28 protein-coding genes are annotated in these 25,910 nt (G+C 42.3%); all 28 read right to left on the reverse strand.

The features are described 5' to 3' along the window. Positions 1–44: 44 nt before the first annotated feature. The 28 genes from J7I90_RS13730 to glpX all read right to left on the reverse strand — a co-directional run bounded on the left by J7I90_RS13730 (position 45) and on the right by glpX (position 25,881). Positions 45–521, reverse strand: coding sequence for a NuoB/complex I 20 kDa subunit family protein (locus J7I90_RS13730; protein ID WP_170946902.1), 477 nt, complete (start codon positions 519–521; stop codon positions 45–47). A 26-nt stretch (positions 522–547) separates the two neighbouring features. Then, positions 548–922, reverse strand: coding sequence for an NADH-quinone oxidoreductase subunit A (locus tag J7I90_RS13735; RefSeq protein ID WP_057278185.1), 375 nt, complete (start codon positions 920–922; stop codon positions 548–550). A 340-nt stretch (positions 923–1,262) separates the two neighbouring features. Continuing rightward, entirely contained in the window at positions 1,263–1,664 is a 402-nt protein-coding gene (locus J7I90_RS13740) for a F0F1 ATP synthase subunit epsilon (protein ID WP_034315803.1), read from the reverse strand. Positions 1,665–1,689: 25 nt separating this feature from the next. After that, positions 1,690–3,087 carry a F0F1 ATP synthase subunit beta gene (gene atpD, locus J7I90_RS13745; RefSeq protein WP_214772353.1) on the reverse strand — a complete coding sequence of 466 codons (1,398 nt, stop codon included), beginning with the start codon at positions 3,085–3,087 and terminating at the stop codon, positions 1,690–1,692. An 87-nt stretch (positions 3,088–3,174) separates the two neighbouring features. Next, entirely contained in the window at positions 3,175–4,035 is an 861-nt protein-coding gene (locus J7I90_RS13750; protein WP_034315808.1) for a F0F1 ATP synthase subunit gamma, read from the reverse strand. 37 nt (positions 4,036–4,072) lie between these two features. After that, the gene (gene atpA, locus J7I90_RS13755) at positions 4,073–5,581 is read right to left on the reverse strand and encodes a F0F1 ATP synthase subunit alpha (protein WP_034315812.1); all 1,509 of its coding nucleotides are present in this window, start codon (positions 5,579–5,581) and stop codon (positions 4,073–4,075) included. 24 nt (positions 5,582–5,605) lie between these two features. Next, positions 5,606–6,142, reverse strand: a complete 537-nt coding sequence (locus J7I90_RS13760; RefSeq protein ID WP_214772355.1) for a F0F1 ATP synthase subunit delta — start codon at positions 6,140–6,142, stop codon at positions 5,606–5,608. Continuing rightward, positions 6,139–6,657 carry a F0F1 ATP synthase subunit B gene (gene atpF, locus J7I90_RS13765; protein ID WP_057278186.1) on the reverse strand — a complete coding sequence of 173 codons (519 nt, stop codon included), beginning with the start codon at positions 6,655–6,657 and terminating at the stop codon, positions 6,139–6,141. Before atpF ends, J7I90_RS13760 begins: the two co-directional genes overlap by 4 nt. 150 nt (positions 6,658–6,807) lie before the next feature. Next, positions 6,808–7,032: a F0F1 ATP synthase subunit C gene (gene atpE, locus J7I90_RS13770; RefSeq protein ID WP_034315818.1), complete on the reverse strand. Its 225-nt coding sequence runs from the start codon at positions 7,030–7,032 to the stop codon at positions 6,808–6,810. Between the two features lie 73 nt (positions 7,033–7,105). Beyond that, entirely contained in the window at positions 7,106–7,822 is a 717-nt protein-coding gene (gene atpB / locus J7I90_RS13775) for a F0F1 ATP synthase subunit A (RefSeq protein ID WP_034315819.1), read from the reverse strand. A gap of 22 nt (positions 7,823–7,844) precedes the next feature. Beyond that, positions 7,845–8,213, reverse strand: a complete 369-nt coding sequence (locus J7I90_RS13780; protein WP_214772357.1) for an ATP synthase subunit I — start codon at positions 8,211–8,213, stop codon at positions 7,845–7,847. Between the two features lie 285 nt (positions 8,214–8,498). After that, the gene (locus J7I90_RS13785) at positions 8,499–10,724 is read right to left on the reverse strand and encodes a S8 family serine peptidase (protein WP_285289430.1); all 2,226 of its coding nucleotides are present in this window, start codon (positions 10,722–10,724) and stop codon (positions 8,499–8,501) included. Between the two features lie 86 nt (positions 10,725–10,810). Beyond that, entirely contained in the window at positions 10,811–11,953 is a 1,143-nt protein-coding gene (gene wecB / locus J7I90_RS13790) for a non-hydrolyzing UDP-N-acetylglucosamine 2-epimerase (RefSeq protein WP_214772359.1), read from the reverse strand. Between the two features lie 23 nt (positions 11,954–11,976). Further along, positions 11,977–12,606, reverse strand: a complete 630-nt coding sequence (gene upp, locus J7I90_RS13795; protein WP_034315825.1) for a uracil phosphoribosyltransferase — start codon at positions 12,604–12,606, stop codon at positions 11,977–11,979. A gap of 233 nt (positions 12,607–12,839) precedes the next feature. After that, positions 12,840–14,081 (reverse strand): serine hydroxymethyltransferase, encoded by a 1,242-nt coding sequence (locus J7I90_RS13800; protein ID WP_053536892.1) that lies wholly within the window; start codon positions 14,079–14,081, stop codon positions 12,840–12,842. A 362-nt stretch (positions 14,082–14,443) separates the two neighbouring features. Further along, entirely contained in the window at positions 14,444–15,037 is a 594-nt protein-coding gene (locus tag J7I90_RS13805) for a TIGR01440 family protein (protein ID WP_214772361.1), read from the reverse strand. A 59-nt stretch (positions 15,038–15,096) separates the two neighbouring features. After that, positions 15,097–15,543, reverse strand: coding sequence for a ribose 5-phosphate isomerase B (gene rpiB, locus J7I90_RS13810; RefSeq protein ID WP_034315832.1), 447 nt, complete (start codon positions 15,541–15,543; stop codon positions 15,097–15,099). A 333-nt stretch (positions 15,544–15,876) separates the two neighbouring features. Next, the gene (locus tag J7I90_RS13815; protein WP_214772363.1) at positions 15,877–16,320 is read right to left on the reverse strand and encodes a low molecular weight protein arginine phosphatase; all 444 of its coding nucleotides are present in this window, start codon (positions 16,318–16,320) and stop codon (positions 15,877–15,879) included. Between the two features lie 143 nt (positions 16,321–16,463). Further along, positions 16,464–17,030, reverse strand: coding sequence for a manganese efflux pump MntP (locus J7I90_RS13820; RefSeq protein ID WP_214772365.1), 567 nt, complete (start codon positions 17,028–17,030; stop codon positions 16,464–16,466). A 74-nt stretch (positions 17,031–17,104) separates the two neighbouring features. After that, on the reverse strand, positions 17,105–18,154 hold the full coding sequence (locus tag J7I90_RS13825) for an L-threonylcarbamoyladenylate synthase (protein WP_214772367.1): 1,050 nt from the start codon (positions 18,152–18,154) through the stop codon (positions 17,105–17,107). Between the two features lie 289 nt (positions 18,155–18,443). Next, entirely contained in the window at positions 18,444–19,328 is an 885-nt protein-coding gene (gene spoIIR / locus J7I90_RS13830) for a stage II sporulation protein R (RefSeq protein ID WP_214772369.1), read from the reverse strand. Positions 19,329–19,478: 150 nt separating this feature from the next. Further along, positions 19,479–20,333 (reverse strand): peptide chain release factor N(5)-glutamine methyltransferase, encoded by an 855-nt coding sequence (gene prmC, locus J7I90_RS13835; protein WP_214772371.1) that lies wholly within the window; start codon positions 20,331–20,333, stop codon positions 19,479–19,481. 7 nt (positions 20,334–20,340) lie between these two features. After that, positions 20,341–21,411 carry a peptide chain release factor 1 gene (prfA, locus tag J7I90_RS13840; RefSeq protein WP_048683507.1) on the reverse strand — a complete coding sequence of 357 codons (1,071 nt, stop codon included), beginning with the start codon at positions 21,409–21,411 and terminating at the stop codon, positions 20,341–20,343. Positions 21,412–21,575: 164 nt separating this feature from the next. Beyond that, positions 21,576–22,025 (reverse strand): hypothetical protein, encoded by a 450-nt coding sequence (locus J7I90_RS13845; RefSeq protein ID WP_214772373.1) that lies wholly within the window; start codon positions 22,023–22,025, stop codon positions 21,576–21,578. Positions 22,026–22,213: 188 nt separating this feature from the next. Continuing rightward, positions 22,214–22,819, reverse strand: a complete 606-nt coding sequence (locus J7I90_RS13850; protein WP_034315845.1) for a thymidine kinase — start codon at positions 22,817–22,819, stop codon at positions 22,214–22,216. A gap of 138 nt (positions 22,820–22,957) precedes the next feature. Continuing rightward, a complete protein-coding gene (rpmE, locus tag J7I90_RS13855) occupies positions 22,958–23,158 on the reverse strand; it encodes a 50S ribosomal protein L31 (protein WP_034315847.1) in 201 nt (66 codons plus the stop codon). 149 nt (positions 23,159–23,307) lie between these two features. Then, complete coding sequence (gene rho / locus J7I90_RS13860) at positions 23,308–24,597, reverse strand: transcription termination factor Rho (protein ID WP_034315849.1); 1,290 nt, start codon at positions 24,595–24,597, stop codon at positions 23,308–23,310. Positions 24,598–24,918: 321 nt separating this feature from the next. Next, positions 24,919–25,881 carry a class II fructose-bisphosphatase gene (gene glpX / locus J7I90_RS13865; RefSeq protein WP_034315852.1) on the reverse strand — a complete coding sequence of 321 codons (963 nt, stop codon included), beginning with the start codon at positions 25,879–25,881 and terminating at the stop codon, positions 24,919–24,921. Positions 25,882–25,910 lie beyond the last annotated feature (29 nt).

Here is a 25,910-nt window from a genome sequence, read left to right on the forward strand (position 1 = left end):
GCTGCCGCCGCCTTTTGCTTCTCTAAGTCTTCCTTTTCACTCATCTATATCACCCGCTTTCCGGTTTTAGCCTCATAACGGATTTTTTCTTTTAATTTATTGATCCCGTAAATAAGTGCAGCTGGATTTGGGGGACAACCCGGTATATAAACATCGACAGGTACAATTTGATCTACTCCTTTGACCACTGAGTAAGAGTGGACATAAGGCCCGCCAGCAGTTGCACAGGAGCCCATTGCAATAACCCATTTCGGTTCTGGCATTTGTTCGTATAATCTACTTATTATTGGAGCCATTTTTTTCGTTACCGTTCCTGAAACAATCATGACATCCGATTGTCTGGGGGATGTTCGAAAAAAAGAACCAAATCGGTCCAAATCATAATGAGAGGAGCCGACACCCATCATTTCAATTGCACAACATGCCAAACCGAAAGTCATTGGCCAGAGTGAGTTACTTCTTGCCCAGCCTTTTATTTGTTCAAGTGTGGATAAGAAAATACTGTGGCGCATTTCTTCCATTTCTTTAGGGGTAAGTTCATCCAACTTCAATTCCACTTTAACACCTTCTTTTTCCAAGCATAGATTAGCCCTAGCATAAGGATCACGACAAAAAACAGCATTTCAATCAATGCAAACAGTCCGAGTTCATCATAGGCAACCGCCCATGGGTAAAGAAAAACCGTTTCTACATCAAATATGACGAACATCAATCCAAATAGATAATACCTGACATTGAATTGGACCCTTGAATCCTGAAAAGGTTCGATTCCGCTTTCATAAGTCGTATACTTCATATCTGTCGGTTTATAAGGCCTTAGCAGTCTACCAAGAAATAAAGCGATCACAGGTAATAAAATACCGAGACAAAGGAAAACAAATACAATTAAATAATTATTTTGGTAAATATGCAGCTGTCCCATGTTCATCTCCCTTTATGGATATATCATGTTAAATGGCTACAATTTAAGTTTGCTTGTCTTCATTTTGGATACGTTATAAATATTATGCAGGGTAACATTCTTTTAGAAGCAACGTGATAGGAGGGGGTATGAAGCAATAAATGTAAGCGTATACATTATATCATTAGGATAAAAACATGTCGACGAGTAAAGGTTTAAAATGGAAAATACTTTACTTTATAATTCGACATTTTTTTCCTAATTCCGATATTCCATGTCAATAATCCTCAAAAACCTTCAGGATAAAAAAACACCTGGTCTCACCACGAATGGTTTGATCAGGTGTTTTAATCAATTAAAGTTATCGCATTTCTGCAATTTGGATTCGGTTGATTGCACGTTTAAGCGCTAAATCAGCTCTTTTAGCATCATTTGATCCATCATTGTTCTGCAATCTTTGTTCAGCACGGGCTTTTGCTGCTTGAGCACGTGCAAGATCGATAGTTTCAGCTCTTTCAGCAGATTGAGCCAAAATGGTTACCACATCAGGGCGAACTTCCAAGAAGCCACCATTTACAGCTACATAGTCTGTGTTGCTTCCATTTTTAAGACGGACAGCACCGATGGTAAGAGGAGCTACAGTTGGAACGTGTCCAGCCATGATTCCAAGCTCACCGCTTTTAGCTTTAGTGCTTACCATTTCAACTTCTGCATCATATACTGGGCCATCGGGAGTAACAACATTGACTTTAATGGTCTTCATTTCATTCCCTCCTAGGTCCCTTTAATTAAGCCATTTCTTTTGCTTTAGCAACAACTTCTTCGATGCGGCCAACTAGACGGAAAGCATCTTCAGGAAGTTCGTCATATTTTCCAGCTAGGATATCTTTGAATCCTTGGACTGTTTCTTTAACCGGTACATAAGATCCTTTTTGACCAGTAAATTGTTCAGCCACGTGGAAGTTTTGTGACAAGAAGTTTTGAATTCTACGAGCACGGGCAACGATTACTTTTTCGTCTTCGCTTAATTCGTCCATACCCAAGATCGCAATAATATCTTGAAGTTCTTTATATTTCTGTAAAGTTGATTGAACTTGGCGAGCCACATTATAGTGCTCAGCTCCAACGACTTCTGGGCTAAGGGCACGAGAAGAAGAAGCCAATGGATCAACTGCAGGGTAAATACCCATTTCAGAAAGTTTACGCTCAAGGTTAGTTGTTGCATCCAAGTGGGCGAAAGTTGTAGCTGGAGCCGGATCCGTATAGTCATCGGCAGGTACATAGATCGCTTGAATGGATGTAACAGAACCTTTATTGGTAGATGTAATACGTTCTTGCAATTGACCCATTTCTGTAGCAAGGGTTGGTTGGTAACCTACCGCTGAAGGCATACGGCCTAGAAGGGCAGAAACCTCAGAACCTGCTTGTGTGAAACGGAAGATGTTATCGATGAAGAAAAGAACGTCTTGTCCTTGTTCATCACGGAAATATTCAGCCATTGTCAAACCACTTAGAGCTACACGCATACGTGCACCAGGTGGCTCGTTCATTTGTCCGAATACCATCGCTGTTTTCTTAATAACACCAGAATCAGTCATCTCGTAGAAAAGGTCATTTCCTTCACGAGTACGCTCACCTACACCAGCGAATACAGAGATACCGCCGTGCTCTTGTGCGATGTTATTAATAAGTTCTTGGATAAGTACAGTTTTACCAACACCGGCTCCACCGAAGAGACCGATTTTACCACCTTTGATGTAAGGAGCAAGTAAATCTACTACTTTAATACCAGTTTCAAGAATTTCAACTGTTGTTGATAAGTCCTCAAAAGTTGGTGCTTGTCTGTGAATTGGATCACGGCGCACCTCTGCTGCAAGTGGTTCGAATAGGTCAATGTTTTCCCCTAATACGTTGAAAACGCGGCCTAATGTTACTTCACCTACAGGAACGGAAATTGGAGCTCCTGTATCAACAGTCTCTGCACCACGGGTTAAACCATCAGTGGAAGACATTGCTACAGTACGAACTGTATTATCACCTAGTTGAAGGGCTACTTCAAGAGTTAGTCCTGTACCAGACGCTGTATTTTCGATTCTTAACGCGTTATAGATCTTAGGAAGTTGTCCGTCTTCGAATTTCACGTCAACAACCGGACCCATAACTTGAGTAACGCGTCCTATATTCATCGTTTTCCCTCCTAACGTTGCTTATAACGACAATCTAGTTTATGGAACGGCCAAGCATCGTCCGGTCCGACCGTCCCTTTAATAATTTTATTCTAAAGCTGCTGCACCGCCGACAATTTCCGTTATTTCTTGAGTAATTGCGGCCTGACGTGCACGGTTATATTGCAATGAAAGTGAATCAATCAATTCTTTAGCATTATCGGTTGCATTTTTCATTGCAGTCATACGTGCAGAGTGCTCACTTGCTTTACCATCTAACAAAGCACCATAAATTAAACTTTCTGCGTACTGAGGCAGTAATACCTCAAGAATTTCTTCTGCATTCGGTTCAAATTCATAAGAAGTCATTGCTGCATTGGAAGTATTGAAGTCAGCTAACGGAAGGACTTGCGTTTCCGTTACATCCTGCTGGATTGGGCTGACATAATGGTTATAGTACATGTAAAGCTCATCACACAGTTCATTTAGATACAAATTCACTGTTGATTTAGCAAGGGAGCTAATGTCAGCGAAAGAAGGCTGATCAGGAACTCCAGTTACTTCAAGCTCTACGTGCATGTTACGGCTGACAAAGAAATCACGGCCAACCCTTCCGATTGCGATAATGACGAACTCATCATTGGATTTATGGCGTTCAAGAATGGTTTTATGAACGTGGCGAAGGATACTACTATTGTATGCTCCCGCCAATCCGCGGTCCGATGTGATTACCAGGTAACCGGTTTTCTTCACTGGACGCGAGACAAGCATTGGATGAGATGCACCCGTACTTCCGTTCGCAATACTTGATACTACTTCTTGAATTTTATCCATATATGGAACATATGCTTTAGCATTAGCTTCAGCACGGTTCATTTTAGAAGCAGATACCATCTGCATCGCTTTTGTAATTTGACTCGTCTTTTTCGTTGAAGTGATCCGAGACTTAATATCGCGTAAAGAGGCCATTCATTCTCACCACCCTTTATAAATTAGTTAGACCTTATTATTCAGAAATAACGAAGTTCTTTTTGAACTCATTAATTGCAGCAACGATAGCAGCATCTTCAGGAAGACCTTTCGTTGTGCGAATGTGATCTAATAATTCCGGATGAGAACGATCTAGGAACACATAATATTCTTCTTCAAAACGAAGGATATCCGATACTGGAATATCATCTAAATGACCTTTAGTCAATGCATAGAAAATCATGACTTGTTTCTCAACTTTGATCGGTTTGTTTAGATCTTGTTTTAGAACCTCAACTGTACGAGCACCACGGTTAAGTTTTGCTTGAGTTGCAGCATCAAGATCAGAACCGAATTGAGAGAATGCTTCCAGTTCACGGTAAGAAGCCAAGTCTAGACGTAAAGTACCAGCAACTTTCTTCATCGCTTTAATTTGTGCAGATCCACCAACACGGGATACGGATAGACCAGCGTTAATCGCAGGACGTACACCCGAGAAGAACAAATCGGATTGCAAGAAGATTTGTCCATCAGTGATGGAAATTACGTTTGTTGGAATGTAAGCAGAGATGTCGCCTGCTTGTGTTTCAACAAATGGAAGCGCAGTGATTGAACCGGCACCTAAAGTGTCATTCAATTTTGCTGCACGCTCAAGTAAACGGGAGTGCAAGTAGAATACATCCCCTGGGAATGCTTCACGACCTGGAGGACGGCGAAGTAGCAAGGAAAGTTCACGGTATGCAGATGCTTGTTTAGAAAGATCATCATATACTACAAGAACGTGCTTGCCAGCGAACATGAACTCTTCACCCATAGTCACACCAGCATATGGCGCTAGGTATAAAAGTGGTGCTGGTTGAGAAGCTGAAGCAGATACAACGATTGTGTAATCCAATGCACCATTTTTACGTAGTGTTTCAACAGTTCCACGAACAGTTGATTCTTTTTGACCGATAGCCACATAGATACAGATCATATCTTGGTCAGCTTGGTTAAGGATTGTATCGATCGCAACTGATGTTTTACCAGTTTGACGGTCACCGATGATTAACTCACGTTGTCCACGTCCGATAGGTACTAGCGCATCGATTGCTTTAATTCCTGTTTGTAATGGTTCATGAACAGATTTACGGTCCATAACACCTGTAGCAGGGCTTTCGATTGGACGAGTTTTTGTTGTAGCGATCGGACCAAGGCCATCTAATGGTTGTCCTAGCGGATTCACGACACGTCCGATTAATTCTTCTCCAACTGGCACTTCCATGATACGGCCAGTACGGCGTACTTCACTGCCTTCTTGAATATCTCTGAATGGTCCAAGAATAACAACACCTACGTTATTTTGTTCAAGGTTTTGTGCCAATCCCATTGAACCATTAGAAAATTCTAAGAGCTCCCCAGCCATTGCATTGTCTAAACCATGAACGCGAGCGATACCATCACCAACAGTGATCACTGTACCTACATCGCTTACTTTAATTTCCGACTGATAGTTTTCAATCTGCTTTTTAATCAGCGCACTGATTTCTTCAGCTTTGATGCTCATGAATTTCACCCCTATCTGTGAATATTAACCTAATAGTTGTTTGCTAAGGCGATCAAGCTTCCCACGTATCGTTCCGTCATAAATACGGTTACCGATTTGAAGTTTGATACCGCCAAGAATATTGCTATCCGTAACATTAGTGATACGCAAATTACGTTTGCCGATCTTTGCAGCAAAAGCTGAAGACACAGCTTCCGCTTCAGCTTCAGTTAATGGATTAACTGTATAAACAGTCGCATCCGCAACTGAATTTTCTTCATTTGCAAGTTCAATGAACTCTTGTGCCATGGCAGTCACTTCACTTGTGCGATGACGCTCCACCATTAACATTACAGTGTTTCGAACGGAAGACGAAAGACTTGCAAATGCATTTGCAAGCATTGAATTTTTGGCATCTCTAGTCATTTTAGGATGAGCCAAGAAGCCAAATAGATCTTTATCATTTGTGAATACTTCATTCACTATGCGAAGCTCTTCTTCAAGTTGGTTAATGAGATTTTGCTCTTTCGCAATTTGGAAAAGAGCTACAGCATAACGTCCTGCTACAGTTATATCGCTCATTTACCTTCTCCTGCCTCTTGAATATATTCATTGATTAGTTTTTCTTGATCAGCTGATGAAAGTTCTTTCTCAATCACCTTAGAAGCGATCATGACAGATAATGAAGCTACTTGCTCGCGTAAGGCGGCAACTGCTTTTTCTCTCTCTTGAACGATTTCACGTTTTGCTGATTCTTTAACTCTTTCAGCCTCTGCACGCGCTTGATTAATAATATCTTCGCGTTGTGCTTCGCCTTGTTGCTTAGCATTCTCTATAAGTTGTCCCGCTTCAGTGCGAGATTGTTTTACGATTTCACGCTGTTCTTCTAAATATTTCAGTGCTTCTTTTCTGCTAACTTCAGCTGCTTCAATTTCATTCGCAACATGCTCTTCACGTTCTTTCATGATGCCCATTAGCGGACCCCATGCAAACTTCTTAAGCAACGCTAACAAAATAATAAAGATTACAAGCTGGTATATGATGTCCCCACCATTAAAGTGGACTGCTTGACCAAGAACAAAATTGCTTGTTAACACGCTCGGTTCACTCCCTTCATGAGATTCACTATTGAAGTTCTGTATTTTCGATTGACAGTATCACTGCCATAAATGTTCACTTTAACACAGAGCAATGGCGAAGGGTCTCCTTGGATCATCTTCGCCATTATTGAACTTTTTCAAGTTATCTTATTTACCCATTACAATAAACGCGATAACTACAGCGATGATTGGAAGTGCCTCAACTAATGCAATACCAACGAACATTGTAGTTTGAAGCATACCGCGAGCTTCTGGCTGACGAGCCATTCCTTCAATTGTACGCCCAACGATAAGACCGTTACCAATACCCGCACCTAGTGCACCTAATCCAACTGCGATAGCAGCAGCTATAAGACCTAAAGAACCTGTCATGATAAATTTCCTCCTTGAAATGTTGTTTTATTTTTTTCAACAATATAATGTTCTAAATGAACAATATTTATAATTAATGGTCGTCACTTACTTTATGGGAAAGATAAACCATCGTTAACATAGTAAAGATAAAAGCTTGAATGGAGCCGACAAAGATACTAAATCCTTCCCAAGCTAACATCGGTAATGCAGCAGTGGCTGCACCCACAACACCACTTGTTCCTAGTCCAGCAAGTAAAGTTAATAGTAACTCACCCGCATAAATATTCCCGTAAAGCCGCAATCCAAGAGTTAACGTATTAGCGAACTCCTCAATAATCTTTAACGGAAACAAGAAACCCATTGGCTGAACATAAGTTTTGGCATAATTTTTCATGCCTCTCATCTTGATACCATAATAATGAGTTAAACCCATTACCATAACTGCCAAAGTTAAAGTTATTGCCGGATCAGATGTAGGTGATTTCCACCAAAGTTCATGTCCTATTACAATCGAGAACGGCAATCCTAACATGTTTGAAACAAATACGTACAATATTAACGTCATTCCCAACATTAGGAACTGACCACCCGTACGCCAATCCATATTGCTGTTGATGATATTTTTCACAAAATCCATAACCCATTCGATAAAGTTTTGGATACCTGTTGGCTTCATCGCAAGTTTTCGAGTTGCTGCTACAGCAATAATGAAGACAATGAGACTTGCGATGGTCATCATAAGAACATTAGCCAAGTTGAAATGTATTCCGGTATTCATAAATTCCCACATAGGAGCTTCATGATTCAACAGTATTCACCTCTCTTCTTTACTACCTACGTATGTTTTGCATAAAATAATCTATCATAATGACAAAGTAAACTGTCATTAATCCCACAACCACGCAGACCACCTGAAACTCATCAGGATATCTCAATGCAATAATTGCAGCTAAACCCGCTACAGACATTCTAGTTAAACTACCAAGGGAGCGCGTTTTCTTACCTTCGGCAACCTCTTGGGCGAACTTCTTGTTCTTTTTGACCATTGACCAGAATATAAATAGGCTGAAAGCAGTTCCAAGCAAAAATCCTTGGAAGACTGAATCATGTGAAGTGAAAACCACCCCAAGTAGATAAATACCCATTAAATACAACATGTATTTTAACTGCCTATTGAACATTTTTTCCAATTCTAGCATTTTGTCATGTAATCTCCCTAGAAATATTGTAGTATCTTGTTTAGCTTAGAAGAATTTGCCCGTAACAAGTCCAAATAGAAGGTCAAAACTCACTTCTATTTGACACGTTATTAACGTATGAAACCCCTCTCATTCTACATCCTTTGTTAGCATACAATAGGCTAGAATCATTGTCAATGAGTGGTTAGTGAAATTTGTCACAGGTTTGTAATTATTAACGAATTGTTCACAAATTATCTTTTTTATACTATTGACATCCATTTTATTTTACTTATTGTCCTCTCTTCACTCGATAAGTAACGTCTTTTCTATCCGATCTTCCCTTCCGCCCCTTCTTGCAAAGATTATCGCTTTATACACTCCTTTAGGCGGCAAGTCCTTTTTCAATACATCTTTTTTTATCAATCCGGAAGGAGCCGATCTGGACCAATCCAAATATCCAGCGAATTTCAAGCTATCTTCCTCATAAAGCGCAATACCGAATTCTTCAGCCCCGCGCGGAAGATACATTTCGTATCGATATGTGCCTTCCTTGTCCCCTTGGCCAAAATCAAATCCCATTATCCTTGGATAATCAGGCTCTTCTTTTACATATAAATAAGGAAGGGATATTCTTTTGGTTCCTTCCATTATAATGAGGTATCCATCAAAGACTCCCTTTTTAAGCTTGGCTGGGTTGACCTGCAATCCGACTTTTATCCGTTTCTTTTCCTTCGGTTTCAAAGTAAGGGATTTCGGCAATTCCCAAGTTAGTCCCATCTCTTTTAATGGGACCATGAATGAGTACTTCCTCATTTCCGTTCCGGTATTTTCTATGATTATCGTTTCATGATGCTCTTCAATTCCCTCTTTTTTTGTATACATCCCAAAGGACAATGAGCTTGGATTCAAGAGCGTGTCCGCTTTTAACGCTTCGTCGACCTGGATGCGTCCAGCCCCCTGTTCATATGTGTGATACAATTGATTTGCTGTTTTCCTCAATGGCTTGGAAGTGCTCATCAATGCAGATTTCACTTGATCAGGAGTCCATTCCGGGTGTTTTTGCAGGATTAAGGCGCATGCTCCTGCAACATGCGGTGCGGACATACTTGTTCCATCCAGGGACATATATCCTTTAGGAATGGTGCTTTCAATTTCCACTCCCGGTGCCAATACGTCAGGTTTTATACCCCATGATACGGTTACCGGTCCCCTGGAGCTAAAATCCGCAAGCCTATCCTGCTCGTTCTTATAAACAAATTGAACGGTTTTGCTCTGCCCTTGCTCCATGATTTGCTTGAGCTGCAATCCATCTCTTCTATTAATAGAGGCAGCTGGGATGTTCATTTCTTTTTCCAAGCTTCCAGTAAAGGTCCCGCTCGTATTATTAAAAACAATTACACCCTTCGCACCTGCCTTTTCTGCATTGGATACTTTCTGCTGGAAGGTAAGTGTGCCACGTTCCATCAACACAATCTTATCCCGAACATTCTTCAGGTCCTTTTCATTACCCAGTCCTCCATATATGACATCCTCGGAGAACGTCAGGTTCCATTTTTTAGAGCCTTGAAACAAGGTTAAATGCGATTGATGCTTTTTTGATCCAAGTCCGTAAATCATATACGGCACCCTTAAGGGCGGAGTCGAAGCTCCAACGGATATCGCTTTTTCCGCTGTACCGGGTGAACCGACGGTCCATACAGCCGGTCCGGAATTCCCGTTTGATGTCACGGCAACGATGCCGCTTTCCACAGCCTTATTCAACGCGAGGGAGATAGGTAAATCAGGACCATTGACGTTATTGCCTAGAGAGAGGTTCAATACATCCACCTTATCCTTCATGGCTGACTCAATGGCCGTCAATACTTGATCTGTATCTCCGGAACCGCCTGGCCCCAAAGCACGATATGCATAAATCTCCGCTTCAGGTGCGACGCCTTTCATTTTTCCATTGGCTGCAATGATGCCCGCCACATGAGTGCCATGCAATGTATCCAGGTCGCCTTGATTTTTGGTTTCCATCGGATCTGCATCACCATCAACCAGATCCTTACCTCCTTTATAAGCTCGTTGCAAATCTGGATGTGTATAATCGATGCCAGTATCGATTATTCCTACCTTTATCCCTTTCCCGGTAATCCGGTGATTCTCCTTATCAAAGAAACCCCTGACCCTGTCTCCTCCTATGTATGGGACACTTTTATCCAACACGGCTTGATAAACGGATACTTCCGTTACAGCCTGAATTTCACTCTCCTTTTTAAGTTGCTCTATCTCATTCATTTTCCCATGAAGGGAAAATCCATTCAGGGCAACCGAATAAACATTCCGTAACTGAAGGGATGGATATTTTTTAAGCAATTTTTCAACCTTTTCTCGTTGAAACGCCTTATCCATCGTGACAACAACGGTTACTTCCTTAGATTCAGATAGTTTTGGTAAAGGCGGCAGAATGACGGATGCCCAGCCCTTTTCATTTTGATAAATAAATATAAAAAGGAAAACAAACACTATGAACGTTTTCTTTCCCAACATAATCATCCCCTTAGCAGTTAGCTTTTCTCAACAACCTTGGAGTATGCAAATAAAAAAAGGAAAAGCGCATGGCTTTTCCCTTTTTATGGTTCAAATCTATTTGGCGGCATATTCACTTGCTTGAAATAGTAACGGATGGCTTCAGCTATGCGGACCGAAGCATTTCCGTCCCCATATGGATTTGAAGCTTTCGACATTTTTTCGTGCACCTCTTGATCGGTGAGCAATTCATGTGCCAAATCATATATGGTTTGTTCATCAGTACCAGCCAATCTTAAGGTTCCGGCCGTAATCCCCTCAGGACGTTCGGTCGTATCCCTTAAAACCAGGACGGGTACACCAAGTGACGGTGCCTCTTCCTGGATTCCTCCAGAATCAGTCAAAATCAGATAGGCTCTAGAAGCGAAGTTATGGAAATCCAATACATCCAGCGGTTCGATCAAATGAACCCGCGGATCGTCCCCGAGAACTTCGTTTGCCAATTCTTGAACAAGCGGATTTAAATGGACAGGATATACCACTTGAACATCATCATGCTCAACAATGATTCTCTTAACGGCCCTGAAGATATTCCTCATGGGTTCCCCTAGATTTTCCCTGCGATGGGCGGTAAGCAAAATGAGCCTGTCTTCTCCAAGTCCATTTAAAACCGGATGGGAATATGTCGACCTTACAGTCGTTTTTAACGCATCCGTTGCCGTATTTCCCGTCACGAAGATATTATCCTTCTTGTTTTCGTTCAGAAGATTCTCCTCGGCTTTCGAAGTCGGCGCAAAATGCAAATCCGCCATCGTACCGGTAAGCTGTCGATTCATCTCTTCCGGATAGGGGGAATACTTATTCCATGTGCGCAGCCCCGCTTCTACATGCCCAATGACAATTTGATTATAAAAAGCTGCCAGACTGGCGACAAACGTTGTGGTTGTATCACCATGAACGAGAACAATATCTGGTTTAGCTTCCTTCATTACGGAATCAAGACCATTCAATGCCCTTGTGGTAATGTCAGCAAGCGTTTGCCTTTCCTTCATTATGTCCAAGTCATAGTCCGGCTTTATGGAAAATAGTTCAAGAACTTGATCTAACATTTGGCGATGCTGAGCCGTAACAGCAACGATCGGCTTGAAATATTCTGGGTGTTTTTGAAATTCGAGCACTAAGGGAGCCATTTTGACAGCTTCTGGTCTCGTCCCGAAAATGGTCATGACTTTAATCGGTTTGTTCATTCGTGACACCTCAGTTTCTTTCCTTATTTTGTGCCGAATAAACGATCTCCTGCGTCTCCAAGACCCGGAACGATATAACCATGTTCATTCAGTTTTTCGTCAAGGCCCGCAATATAGATATCAACATCAGGATGAGCTTCTTTTAAAGCTTCTACACCTTCTGGAGCTGCAATCAAACACATGAATTTAATATTGACTGCACCGCGCTTTTTAATGGAATGGATCGCTTCGATGGCTGATCCGCCAGTGGCTAGCATCGGGTCAACGACAATGCATTCCCTTTCTGCCAAGTCACTTGGCATCTTCGCATAATATTCAACCGGTTTCAATGTTTCAGGATCACGGTAAAGTCCAACATGTCCGACCTTTGCTGCAGGAATCAGCTTAATGATTCCGTCCACCATCCCTATGCCTGCACGTAAAATCGGGACGATCCCCACTTTTTTACCAGAAAGCATTTTCACTTTCGCTGTGCTTACAGGCGTTTGGATTTCCACTTCTTCCAGCGGCATATCCCTCGTGATTTCAAATGCCATCAATGATGCAACTTCATCCACTAGTTCACGGAATTCTTTTGTTCCTGTATTTATATCACGTATATAGGCTAATTTGTGCTGAATTAACGGGTGATCGAAAACATAAACTTTTCCCATTTGGCATCTCTCCAATTCCATTGCTTAGTTTTGCGCTTTTTTATGATTTCCCTAATCGAATAGAAAAATTTTCGTGTCTTTTAAAATTCACTTCAACCTATTTTACAGAAAAATGTTTCAATCTTCAATAAAGGTTTAGATGTCAGACCTATTTTCACTATTCGGATTCTTCTAACACACCGACCTTCCATAAATGCAAAAAAACCGCTCCCTTTAAAGGGAGCGGCCCGATATTACAATGAAGGATACAATTCAAATTTGTTCGCTAATGATTCAACACGCTGTTTCGCTTCTTCAAGCTTAGCTGCGTCTTCATTATTTTTCAATACTAGTCCGATGATGGCAGCTATTTCATCCATGTCTTCCAATCCGAAGCCACGTGATGTCACTGCCGCAGTCCCAATACGTATACCGCTGGTAACGAATGGTTTTTCCGGGTCATAAGGAATCGCATTTTTGTTAACGGTAATACCGATTTCATCCAAAACATGCTCTGCGATTTTACCCGTTAACCCTGTAGAGCGCACATCAAGAAGAATCAAGTGATTGTCCGTTCCATCAGAAACAAGAGTGAACCCTTCTTTCTTCAAACCTTCACCCAAACGTTTAGCATTGTCGATGATTTGTTGGGCATATACTTTAAAATCATCTTGAAGCGCTTCGCCGAATGCAACAGCCTTAGCTGATATAACATGCATCAAAGGACCGCCTTGAATTCCAGGGAAGATGGATTTATCGATCTTCTTACCGAATTCTTCTTTACAGATGATCATCCCGCCGCGTGGTCCGCGAAGTGTTTTATGAGTAGTTGTCGTTACAAAGTCAGCATAAGGAATTGGACTTTGATGTAATCCAGCCGCAACTAAACCTGCAATATGCGCCATGTCGACCATTAAATATGCCCCGACTTCATCCGCAATTTCACGGAATCGCTTGAAGTCGATTTCCCGTGGATATGCACTTGCACCCGCTACGATCAATTTAGGTTTGTGTTGACGCGCTTTTTCCAATACATCATTGTAATCGATACGGTGATCTTTTTCGTCTACACCATATTCAACAAAATTGTAGTTAACACCACTGAAGTTTACTGGACTTCCATGTGTTAAGTGACCACCATGCGAAAGGTTCATCCCAAGCACTGTGTCGCCAGTTTGAAGCACTGTAAAGTAAACGGCCATATTGGCTTGAGCTCCAGAGTGAGGCTGTACATTCACATACTCGCCTCCGAAAATTTCTTTCGCACGCTCACGCGCTAGATCTTCAACGATGTCTACATACTCACATCCGCCATAGTAACGTTTTCCAGGGTATCCTTCTGCATACTTATTAGTCAAGACAGACCCTTGAGCTTCCATGACAGCTTCACTCACGAAGTTTTCAGAAGCAATAAGCTCAATTTTACTTCTTTGACGCCCTAATTCCAGTTGAATTGCGTTAAACACTTGCTCATCTTGCTTTGCTAAACGATTCATTCCGTAATTCCTCCTTAAATTGTGCGTGATTCGCTTTTTAGTATTTATGTGCAACATGCCTTCAAAAAGCATGAAAAAGCCATATCAATAATTATTAGAAAATTCTACTCCATTTTAACATGTCTAATTTAGAAGTGATAGTCTATTTTTATCGAACATTAAATGTTTTTTCATTAAAAAATGTTCGTATTTAACATCGAAATTGTGATAAATAGCTCTTTCACCCTATATTACACGAGCGAAATCACCATTCTATTAGCAAAAAGTTTTTTTCTAATCCTTCACCTTGAGCGTTACGATTTTTGCCCGCCTCAATTAAAAAACAGCATTCCCCACCCGAGAAATGCTGTCTTACTTACCCATTAAGTACAACTTTTGTTTTCAGAGAGGTCCCGATAAACTGCACGCTCCCCGCCAATCAGTTTCGGGCGGGTTTTTGCCATGGTCACATGTGCATGACCTATTTCTTTAATGGCAGAGCGAATCGGAACCGCAACATGCTTCAGATGCATACCAATGAATGTGTCTCCAATATCTATCCCCGCATCCGCTTTGATATGTTCAACGACGACTGAATCTTTCCATTGCTGATAGGCGTACGTCGCCATCGATCCCCCAGCTGTTCTTACAGGTACGACCGACACTTCTTCATAACCATACCGAATCGCGGTTTCCCTTTGTAAAACCAAGGCCCTGTTTAGATGCTCACAACATTGATATGCAACCTGAACACCCGTTTTTCCTTGAAAATCCCTCACTACGGAAAAAATCATCCCAGCAACATCGAGTGTCCCTTCAGTACCGATCCTTTTCCCGATCACTTCACTTGTACTGCAGCCGATAACCAGTAGCTGTTTCTCTTTTAAAGCCGTCTGTTCTTGGAACTCGTATAAAAGTTCCCGAAACTGGTTTTCCCATATCTCAAGCTCATTTGAAAATGTAGCATCACTTGTCATGAAAACGCATCCTTTCAATAAGAAAACTTACTATCGGAACTCTCCAAAAACCAAAAGAATTAACTGTGCTTACCTTCGTACTCCGCAATCTTACCAATCCTGTTTTGATGGCGCCCGCCCTCAAATTCCGAAGTCAGCCACGTTTGGGCAATTTCCCTGGCCAGACCCGGGCCAATGACACGTTCCCCCATCGCTAACATATTGGTATCATTATGCTGACGGGTCAATTTCGCACTATAGACATCATGAACCAATGCACATCGTATTCCTTTGACCTTATTGGCAGCAATGCTCATTCCGATTCCAGTTCCACAGATTAAAATGCCCCGATCGAACTCACCCCGTGCCACTTTTTCAGCAACCGGCAAGGCATAATCAGGATAATCCACCGACGTACTGCATTCACAGCCAAAGTCCTCAAATGGAATCTGTAACTCATTCAATAAATTCTTTATTTCTTCACGGATATGTATACCACCATGATCCGAAGCAATCGCAACTTTCATCATAATCCTCCTCTAGCTTTTTCATTTGATTTTATTGTGTCACAAAATTATGAAAAGATAAAGGATGTCCATCCTTTTCCCCGCAAAGAAGCAGGAAACCAACTCTGGTTTCCTGCTAGCGGGTAATGGTCCTGTTCAACTTTTCCGCTTTCGCTTTAAGTTCCATTGCCGATTTTTCGACATTTTCCATGACTGCCCCTTGTTCGCTTGTGACAGCCGTCACTTCTTCCGCTCCAGCAGATGCTTATTCTGCAATGGCAGCCAATGCTGCCTTGATCCTATACCAAGCTTAGTAATATCTTTTACCCCAGCGTCCACATTATGTACCCCAGTTCAATTTTTAAGCCTTTTGACTAATTCATCTATCAATTCCTGCAGCTCTCTGAACGTTTCCCGATAAATGCCTTCAGAACCGCCGAACGGATCCATTATATCTCTATCATATTTATCTCCGAGAATGAATTCTTTTAAAGTAAAGGTCTTATCGATCATTTGGGGATATGAACGGGTAATGGCCGATTTATGCCCTTCCGTCATGGTGAAGACATGAGTCGCCCACTCCATTTCCTTCGCGGATAAAGGCGTTGAATGATGATTATGCACTATGTCATTTTCAACCAATACATTTTTAGCATGCATTGAAGCATCCTGACCTGTCGAAGCATACACGCCTGCGGACTTCACTTCAACACCCGCAATATTCTTGTTTTTCAATATCGCTTCTGCCATCGGGCTTCGGCATGTGTTACCTGTACATACAAATAATACCCGGATCATTTTAACGCCTCCTTTTTTATTCATTATAAACTATCGCCCGTTTATTATAGTCAAAAAATCACTGTCATTGTGTCCGAGGAAAAAATAAAAACCGCTCCGTTAATCGGAACAGTTGAGGTAGGAATGATATGAATTCAGGCGGATCAAAAAGAGAACAATAATTTCAATCCAAACGCACACAGGATGCTTCCGCCAAGAATCTCACTATACACGCCAAGCAAACCCTGCATTTTTCTACCCAGTAAAAGCCCCGCCCACGTTAATAGAGTGGCGGCAAACCCAAAACAAAGAACCGTTAAAATCGTTTTGGCACCGTAAATCCCCAGAGTCAACCCTACCGAGAAGCTATCCAGGCTTACCCCTAAAGCAAAAATGATTAAACCTTTCCCGACAGGAGCCAGCATCTTATTTTGCATGGCACCAGCGTCATCCTTTTTACCAGGAATAAACATCTGTATACCAAGAATGATCAACAATAGACCGCCGGCGTATGTAGCGAAGGTCCCGAATTTTTCTGAAATGAAACGGCCTGCCCCCATTCCAAGCAAGGGCATCCAAATATGAAAAATGCCTACTGTCAAACCTATAAACAGAATTTGCCTCAACCTTAGCTTAAACATTCCCATTCCAAGGCCCACTGAAAAGGCATCCATTCCCAAAGCGAAGGCCATTAGCAATAAGGTGATGATTTCTCCAGCAAATGTATTCATTCCAATCCCCCTCGGACGTGCCTACTACATGTTATGCATGTCCGAAAAGAAATAGAAGGATAAATCAGTCCTTATTACACATGTTCCTTGATGATTTGATGACCTGCAGCCTTCTCAAGCCGGTTCATGACCGCAGCCCCTATTCCATGGTCAGGAAACATTTCACTAAAAATGACATCGACCTCCAGCTCATCAAACTGTCTTAAGGCATCATATAAGCCTGTCGCAACTGTATGTAAATCGGCTAATGAACCTGGTACAACCACATAATCCGCCTTATAATCCTGTTGATGTTCATAAGCCGTAATGATGCCCACCTTTAACCCGTCGCTTCTTTTTTCATCCACAAGCTTCTGAAGGAAAGCTTGATTACCCTTAACTAAAAATAGAGGGGCCTTCGGAGCATAGTGGGTATATTTCATGCCCGGGGCTTTTGGCGCCGTTTCCTGATTCTTCAAAGCGACATCTTGCCTGACTTCCCCAATTACCGCTTCCAGCTGTTCCAGGGTCACCCCGCCAGGCCTTAAAATAACAGGGACCTCCACAGTGCAATCCAGTACTGTGGATTCCACGCCCACACCTGTATTCCCGCCATCGACTATACCTGCAATCCGGCCCATCAAGTCATCTTCAACATGTTTTGCTGAAGTGGGGCTTGGTTTCCCGGAAGTATTTGCACTTGGAGCCGCAATGGGCAAATCACTCGCACGAATAAGGCCAAGGGCAACCTGGTGATCCGGCATCCTGACAGCCACCGTGTCCAATCCAGCTGTCACAAGATTCGATAGCTGGCCCGGTTTCCGTTTCATGATCAAAGTCAAAGGACCCGGCCAAAATTCTGCCATTAGCTTCCGGGCCCGTTCCGGAATCTCTTCTACAATACCCGACAACTGGTCATCGGAGGCTATATGAACGATTAAAGGATTATCACTCGGACGCCCCTTTGCTTCGAACACTTTTTTGACCGCCTCGTCATTTTTGGCATTCGCGCCGAGTCCATAAACGGTCTCTGTAGGAAAAGCAACCACTTGATTAGCCTTTAATAATTCAGCTGATTGTGTAATCTGGGGATAACTTTGTAAATTATCCACATTTTTATCCACTGACCAAATTTTCGTTTTCATCTTGAACACCATCGCCTTTTAACATTTCTTATTTTATATAATCGCTTTAATATGAACGGTATTTTCATCTTAACGTACGAATTTCACTTAAAAGATACTTTGAAAGTATAAAAGAAGTATACACATAATTCAAGTGTTATCCACAAATTGGGGATAACCACATCAAATCCGTGGATAAGTTTGTGGATATTAATGATTAATGACAGACTTTTTTGATTTTTTGTTAATAACCCTGTGGATATGTTTTTAAAATTATCTGAATTTAAAGAAGAGGTACTCTGCCCCCTCCTTAAAATAGATCATTGAAGATTTCTGCAAACAAGGACTTCACTTCCACCTCGGGCTCCTTTTCCCCTTCATATAATTGTTGACCTTTTTCATTGGATGCCGCAAGTTCAACCTTGTTTTCCCCAACTTTTCCTTCCATGACTTCCTCTGTCACTTGTTCCTTATCTTTCACTGCCACTTCTTCTTTTACCTCTGGCTCTACAACCTCTTCTTTTACCGTTACTTCCGGTGCTTCCTCTTTTACACTCTCCTCGATTACCTCTTCTTCAACCACTTCCTCCGCAACAGGTTCACTCTCTTCATTCGTTGCAGCATACGCCGTTCCTTCCGAAGCCAAGGAACCTTCCTCTTCATCCTCGACAATCGGACTTTGACTTACAGCCGTCCCATTTGAAAAATCCAAGAAACACAATGGGGGAAATAACACACACCACCAATTAGCGCCGTCCCCTTCACCAAGCGTGATAATCACTGCTTCATATTCCCCTGCCGGATATAAATACTGCCCGTACAGCTTTGTCGGAAATTCAGCTTGTCCAAAATCCACTTTCACCGACTGCTCCAAACCCTGTTCCTTTATTACCGCCTCAGCCGTCGCCTGGATATCCGGCAGATGCGAGGTGATTACATCCCTCGCTTCATCCAAAGAAGTAAGCTCAGCGACCCACTTTGTGATATCTTCATTTACCTTATCCCTAATCAGCCGTTTAACCGCTTGGTCCTCTTCTTTATCACTATTGGCGAGTATCCGCAGCCGAATCGCCTCATCCGGGATTACCTTCGTATCTTCTGCACCGACCATCTCCGCTTTAGGCATATATATACTTACGATCGTTCCTATAGTTAAGATTAATAGATAAATAATGGCTAAATGTTTAGTTTTCATCGCCTTCGCCCCCTCACATGAATCAGTCTCACCATTTTCCAGCTATCTTAAACTAGTAAAAACAAAAAAAGTTGATAGCTGGAAATATAGATTCCAAAGGTTAATGAGGGTGCGGTCCCTAAAAAACCCGTCTCACATAAGGGAGACGGATCATTTTAATTCAGCAAAGACCATTCGATCTTTTTCATTAATATCATTTATGATGGATACTTCCGCGGCAGGAAAGGTTCGCTTCAATAAATCGGCAACCGCGGCCCCCTGTCCTGCACCCACTTCAAAACCGATCAGTCCAGGCACCTTCATGACTAAAGGTAACTGTTCCATAAAGCGGCGGTAAAAATCCAGCCCATCGATACCGGCAAACAACGCACGATGTGGTTCATGACCAGTCACGACCACTGACATGGATTCATGATCATCTTCTGGTATATATGGCGGATTCGATAAAAGAATGTCCACCTTCTCGTTTATATTCATGAACGGCGAAAGCAAATCACCTTGCATGAACTCCACTTCGGCACCAAGTGATTCGGCATTTTTCCTCGCCACCTCAAGCGATGGTTCCGCTATGTCTGTGGCCGCCACCATCAGGTTTGATTTTTCAAGTTTCATCGTTATGGCAATTGCGCCGCTGCCAGTCCCAATATCAACTAAACGGAGCTTCTGTCCCTCCATAAAAATGGCCGGGAGTTTACGTAATGTATAATAAATCAATTCTTCCGTTTCCGGTCTCGGTATGAGCACTTCTTCATTCACAAAAAAGGTCCGTCCATAAAATTCTTCACTACCGATTATATATTGGATGGGCGTCCCCTCAGCATGCAGCTCAATAGCGTCCTTAAATCTCCCAAAATCCGCTTCACTAAGCTCATCATGAAGGTTTGCCAGCATTTGGGAGCGAGTTTGTTTTAAAAAGTGCTGTAACAGGATTTCCCCAGCATTGGCATCACGATCATTTTCCTTTAAAAAAGAAGAAGCCCATTTAAGGGCTTCAAAAACTTTCACGGCAGAATTACTCATCTGCATTTTCCAGCCTTGAAGATTGGTCTTCCATGATTAATGCATCAACGACTTCATCCAGTTTACCTTCCATGATTTGATCCAGTTTTTGAATCGTTAAACCAATGCGGTGGTCGGTAACGCGGTTTTGCGGGAAGTTATAAGTCCGAATCCTTTCAGATCGATCACCCGTTCCAACGGCCAGCTTCCTGTTTTGATCATATTCCGCCTGTATTTCGCGATTGATTTTATCGAACACCCTGGCACGCAAAACCTTCATTGCCTTTTCTTTGTTCTTGATTTGTGATTTTTCATCTTGACAGGATACAACCGTATTAGTCGGAATATGAGTCAAGCGCACCGCTGACATTGTCGTATTGACACTTTGCCCTCCAGGACCGCTTGATGCAAAGGTATCGACACGAATATCCTTATCATGGATTTCAACTTCCACTTCCTCAGCTTCAGGTAAAACGGCAACCGTGGCTGTAGATGTATGAATCCGACCGCCTGATTCCGTTTCAGGTACTCGCTGAACGCGATGTGCTCCATTTTCGAATTTCAACTTTGAATAAGCGCCATTGCCATTAATCATGAATATGATTTCCTTGTAGCCGCCAAGCCCAGTAGGATTTGCTTCAATGACTTCAGTCCGCCAGCCCTGCACCTCGGCAAAACGGCTATACATCCGATATAGACTGCCTGCAAATAAGGCCGCCTCATCTCCGCCAGCCGCACCGCGGATCTCCATGATTACGTTTTTATCATCGTTGGGGTCTTTCGGAATAAGCAATATTTTCAGCTTATCCTCAAGGCCTTGTATGGTTTCATCAAGTTCATTGATCTCTTCTTTTACCATTTCACGCATTTCCGCATCAAGTTTCTCCTCCAGCATCGCCTTCGCTTCCTGAAGTTGCTCACGAACCGCTTTATATTCTTTATAAGTCGACGCGGTCTCTTGAATGCTGGATTGCTCCTTGGAATATTCCCTTAGCTTCTTGGAGTCATTAATGATCTCCGGGTCACTTAATAGTTCATTCAATCTTTCATATCTATCTTCTACTGCTTGCAAACGATCAAACAAATTATTCACCTCATAAATTTTCCAAAACATCTGAAACGAATTGGAAGTAATCCATCTCTTATTACTATAAATAAGTAGCTCAGTGCCCCAGCTCAGTTCACTTCTAGGTTAATTATAGTATAGGTGAATAATCAACGTCAAAGAGATTCAAAAATGTCGTGCTTTTACTTGTTTATTTTGACATCTACATTATATTGAGGCACAACCCTGTTTATCATGCCTTGTATTCGCTGCATTTCCTTATTTCTTTCTTTTTCGGTCTTGATTTTGCCTTTATCATGGACCGTAACGTGTATGGTATTTCCATTAAACCACACGGAACCGGCCTCATAATTAGTTTCCGATTCGATCACCCCGCGGATTTCATCAATTTGCTGACCCATGGATGGAGAATTATTGGATGTATGATGCGGTGTGTTAAGGAGCTGATCTGATGGTCGTTCCGCTTCATTATCCCAATCATTATTGGATACTTGATTTAAACCATTGCCAACCCTGCCATCCCGGGATTGATCTCCATATTCCGAATCATTATTTATTGCATTGTCATTTTGACCGCATGCCGTTAGTGCAGCAAGCAGACAGGCCGTCATGATAAGCAGTTTTGATTTCATATTTTTTCCCTCCATTTTGGCTGGTTAAAAAGAACATTTCCTCGTTAGCCTACCCAAAATGGGGCAATATTTATCTTTTATTTCCCTTCCATGTATTGGTCAGGCCACCTGAATAACTCGACAGTTTTTCCACTTTTCCGCATAAAAAAAGCACCCTGTGATCTCATTGGATCATAGGGCACCATCATTCAAATATGTTCTTTAATCCCAACAGCCTGCTTACCCGGAACTTCGTGATGATGGCGGCAGCGGGGCTCGTACGATTCCGATGCACCCACAAGGATGATCGGCTCATCATAGGAGGCCGGCTCCCCATCTATCAAGCGCTGTGTCCTGCTCGCAGGTGATCCGCATACTTCACACACTGCCTGCAGCTTAGTCACAGATTCTGCAAGCGATAATAGAACAGGCATAGGGCCGAATGGTTCACCTCTGAAATCTTGATCGAGTCCAGCCATAATCACTCGATAACCGCTGTCCGCAAGATGCTGGGCAACCCCGATAATTTCATGATCAAAAAATTGCACTTCATCTATTGCAATGATATCCAAGGGCTTGTCCAAATACTTAAAAATATCCGTTGAATGGGCAATCGGTTTTGCCATCACAGAAGAGCCATTGTGTGATACGACAGCCTCTTCCGCATAGCGATTATCAATAGCTGGTTTAAATACAGCTATCTGCTCTTTAGCAAATTGAGCACGGCTGACTCGTTTAATCAATTCTTCAGATTTACCTGAAAACATGCTTCCGCAAATAAGCTCGATCCAGCCTGTTTGTTTCATTACATACATGGAAACAGCTACTCCCTTCCACCTGTCGATCCATTGGCCATAATTGAAGTCGACCTGGCTTTGTATAAATTCTTACTTGTTTATGGAAAAGAAAAAACAGGCAAGAAAAATACTTGCCTGTTTTTTAAAAAGTCCGGCTTATTTAATACCGTATTTTTTGTTGAAACGATCAACACGTCCGCCAGCTTCAGCGAATTTTTGACGACCAGTATAGAATGGATGGCACTCTGAACAAGTCTCAACTTTGATCTCTTCTTTAACTGAACCAGTTTCAAAAGTGTTTCCGCAAGAGCAAATTACTTTTGAAAGCTTATAATTTGGATGAATTCCAGTTTTCATTCTTTTCATCTCCTTATGCCCTGAATCATTCGAAACAGAGTTATATACTTCAAGTTGAGGGAAAAGCACCCTCACATTTATTGTAAAAACACATGAACTCATTATAACAACTTAAGACTAGTTGTGCAACTGTTTGTTTCTTACAGGGTTTAAGAACGTTTTACGCTCGCTGGACCCTTTTTCATTTCTGACATCTCTTCATCCAGCTTACTGAAAAATTCTTCATTGCCTTTTGTCTGTTTTAGACGGCGAAGGAATTTCTCCGAGAAATCAGGCGAATCTGACATCGTTTTCCTAATGGCCCATAGTTTATCCAGGCGATCTTTCGGAATTAACAATTCTTCTTTACGCGTGCCTGAGCGACGAATATCGATTGCCGGGAAGATCCGTCTTTCGGCAAGGGCACGATCTAGATGCAGCTCCATATTGCCCGTACCTTTAAATTCTTCATAAATGACATCGTCCATTCTTGAACCTGTATCAACCAAGGCTGTAGCAAGGATCGTCAGGCTGCCGCCTTCCTCGATATTCCTCGCCGCACCGAAAAAGCGTTTCGGACGATGGAATGCAGCAGGGTCAATACCCCCTGATAGTGTACGCCCGCTCGGCGGAATGACAAGGTTGTAAGCACGGGCTAGGCGAGTGATGCTGTCCATCAAAATGATGACATCCCGTTTATGCTCCACAAGGCGCATGGCTCGTTCCAACACCAGCTCAGCCACCTTGATATGGTTTTCCGGCACTTCATCGAAAGTTGAACTTACCACGTCTCCGGCGACGGAACGTTCAATGTCTGTCACTTCTTCCGGGCGTTCATCGATCAACAGCACAATCAATTCCGATTCGGGATGGTTTGTGGTTATCGCATTGGCAATTTCCTTGATGAGCATCGTTTTACCGGCTTTTGGCGGTGCAACAATCAGACCACGCTGTCCAAAACCGACCGGTGCAAGGACATCCATGATCCTGGTCGATAAGTTCTTCGGTGTCGTTTCCAGTTTAATTTGCCTATTAGGATACAGCGGTGTTAAACCTGGAAAGTGGACACGCTCTTTAGCTGATTCCGGATTATCGCCATTGACCGCTTCAACATGCAGCAATCCATAATAGCGCTCGTTTTCTTTTGGAGGCCTTACCTTACCGGACACTTTATCTCCATTTCGCAAATCGAATCTGCGGATCTGTGAAGCCGAAATATAAATATCCTCCGAGCTTGGAGAGTAATTAATTGGACGCAGGAAACCGAAGCCCTCTGAAGGGATGATCTCTAAAACGCCCTCCATGAATAGGAGACCATCCTGCTCAGCTTGCGCTTTCAGGATAGCGAAAATAAGTTCCTTTTTGGAAAGTTTGCTGTAATAGGAAACTTTATATTCACGAGCGTGCTCATAGAGATCCTTAAGTTTCATGTTTTCTAAATTAGAAATAGTTAAATTCATTATGACACCACACTTTTATTAATTAAACGTTTTCACCCATACTGAAAAAGAATTGGTTTGTTAGATGGAAGAAAAACCGCAATCCATGTACCCGACCAGAGTTTTCTTAGAAAGGATGATACATTTTTACATGTAAAGAAGAAAATTATTTGAAGGCTTCTTGAAGTTTGGAGTGAAAGGGCAGATTTTAAATAATTAATAGTAGACCAAGCTTTATTTTACTTTTTTTATTTTAATTATTCAACTTAAATTTTTTTAAAGAGAAAGCGAGCGATTAAACCGCTCGCTTTTTAAAGAAGTGATTTTTTCTAAAAATCGCTATCAGTCAATCAAACCATTCGGTTTAATCTTAAGACTGTGACGCCCATCAATGAATCGAACGGTACCAGATTTAGCACGCATGACTACGGATTGCGTTTCGCCGTAATGCCCTTTAAATTGTACACCGCGTAAAAGTTCCCCGTCAGTCACACCCGTTGCCGCAAAAATTGCATCATCTCCGCGAACAAGATCTTCCATTCTGAGGACTTTTCCTAATTCAAGGCCCATTTTCCCACAGCGCTCCACTTCTTCATCAGTATGAGGAACGAGCTTACCTTGAATTTCCCCTCCAAGGCACTTCAAGGCAACGGCTGCAATGACTCCCTCTGGAGCTCCGCCAGATCCGAATAAGATGTCAACACCGGTAAGATCGAAGGCCGTATTTATCGCTCCTGCGACATCTCCATCGTTGATCAACTTGATACGTGCCCCTGCCTCACGAAGTTCATGAATGATCTTCGAATGACGATCGCGGTTCAATACTGTTGCAACCACATCTTGGATATCTTTATTTTTTGCCTTGGCTACCGCTTTCAGGTTGTCCAACACGGAAGCATTAATATCAATCTGACCAACCGCCTCGGGTCCGACAGCTATTTTATCCATATACATATCCGGGGCATGAAGCAAGTTCCCCTTATCGGCTATCGCCAATACAGCCAATGCATTCCAGCCGCCAGATGCAACGATGTTCGTTCCTTCTAATGGATCAACCGCAACATCCACTAGTGGCCCAAGACCAGTGCCAAGTTTTTCGCCGATATAAAGCATTGGCGCCTCATCCATTTCCCCTTCACCGATTACAACCGTCCCTTGCATGGGAATAGTATTGAAAACATCCCGCATCGCAGTTGTAGCTGCATCATCCGCTTCGTCTTTCTTTCCTCTTCCCATCCAACGAGCTGAATTTAGTGCCGCCGCCTCTGTTACGCGGACTAGCTCCATCGATAAACTTCTTTCCATTTCCGGTTCCCCCTCATGTACACTAGCAT

The organism is Bacillus sp. ISL-57, from assembly GCF_018613135.1.
In the GTDB taxonomy this organism is placed as follows: Bacteria; Bacillota; Bacilli; order Bacillales; family DSM-1321; genus Peribacillus; species Peribacillus frigoritolerans.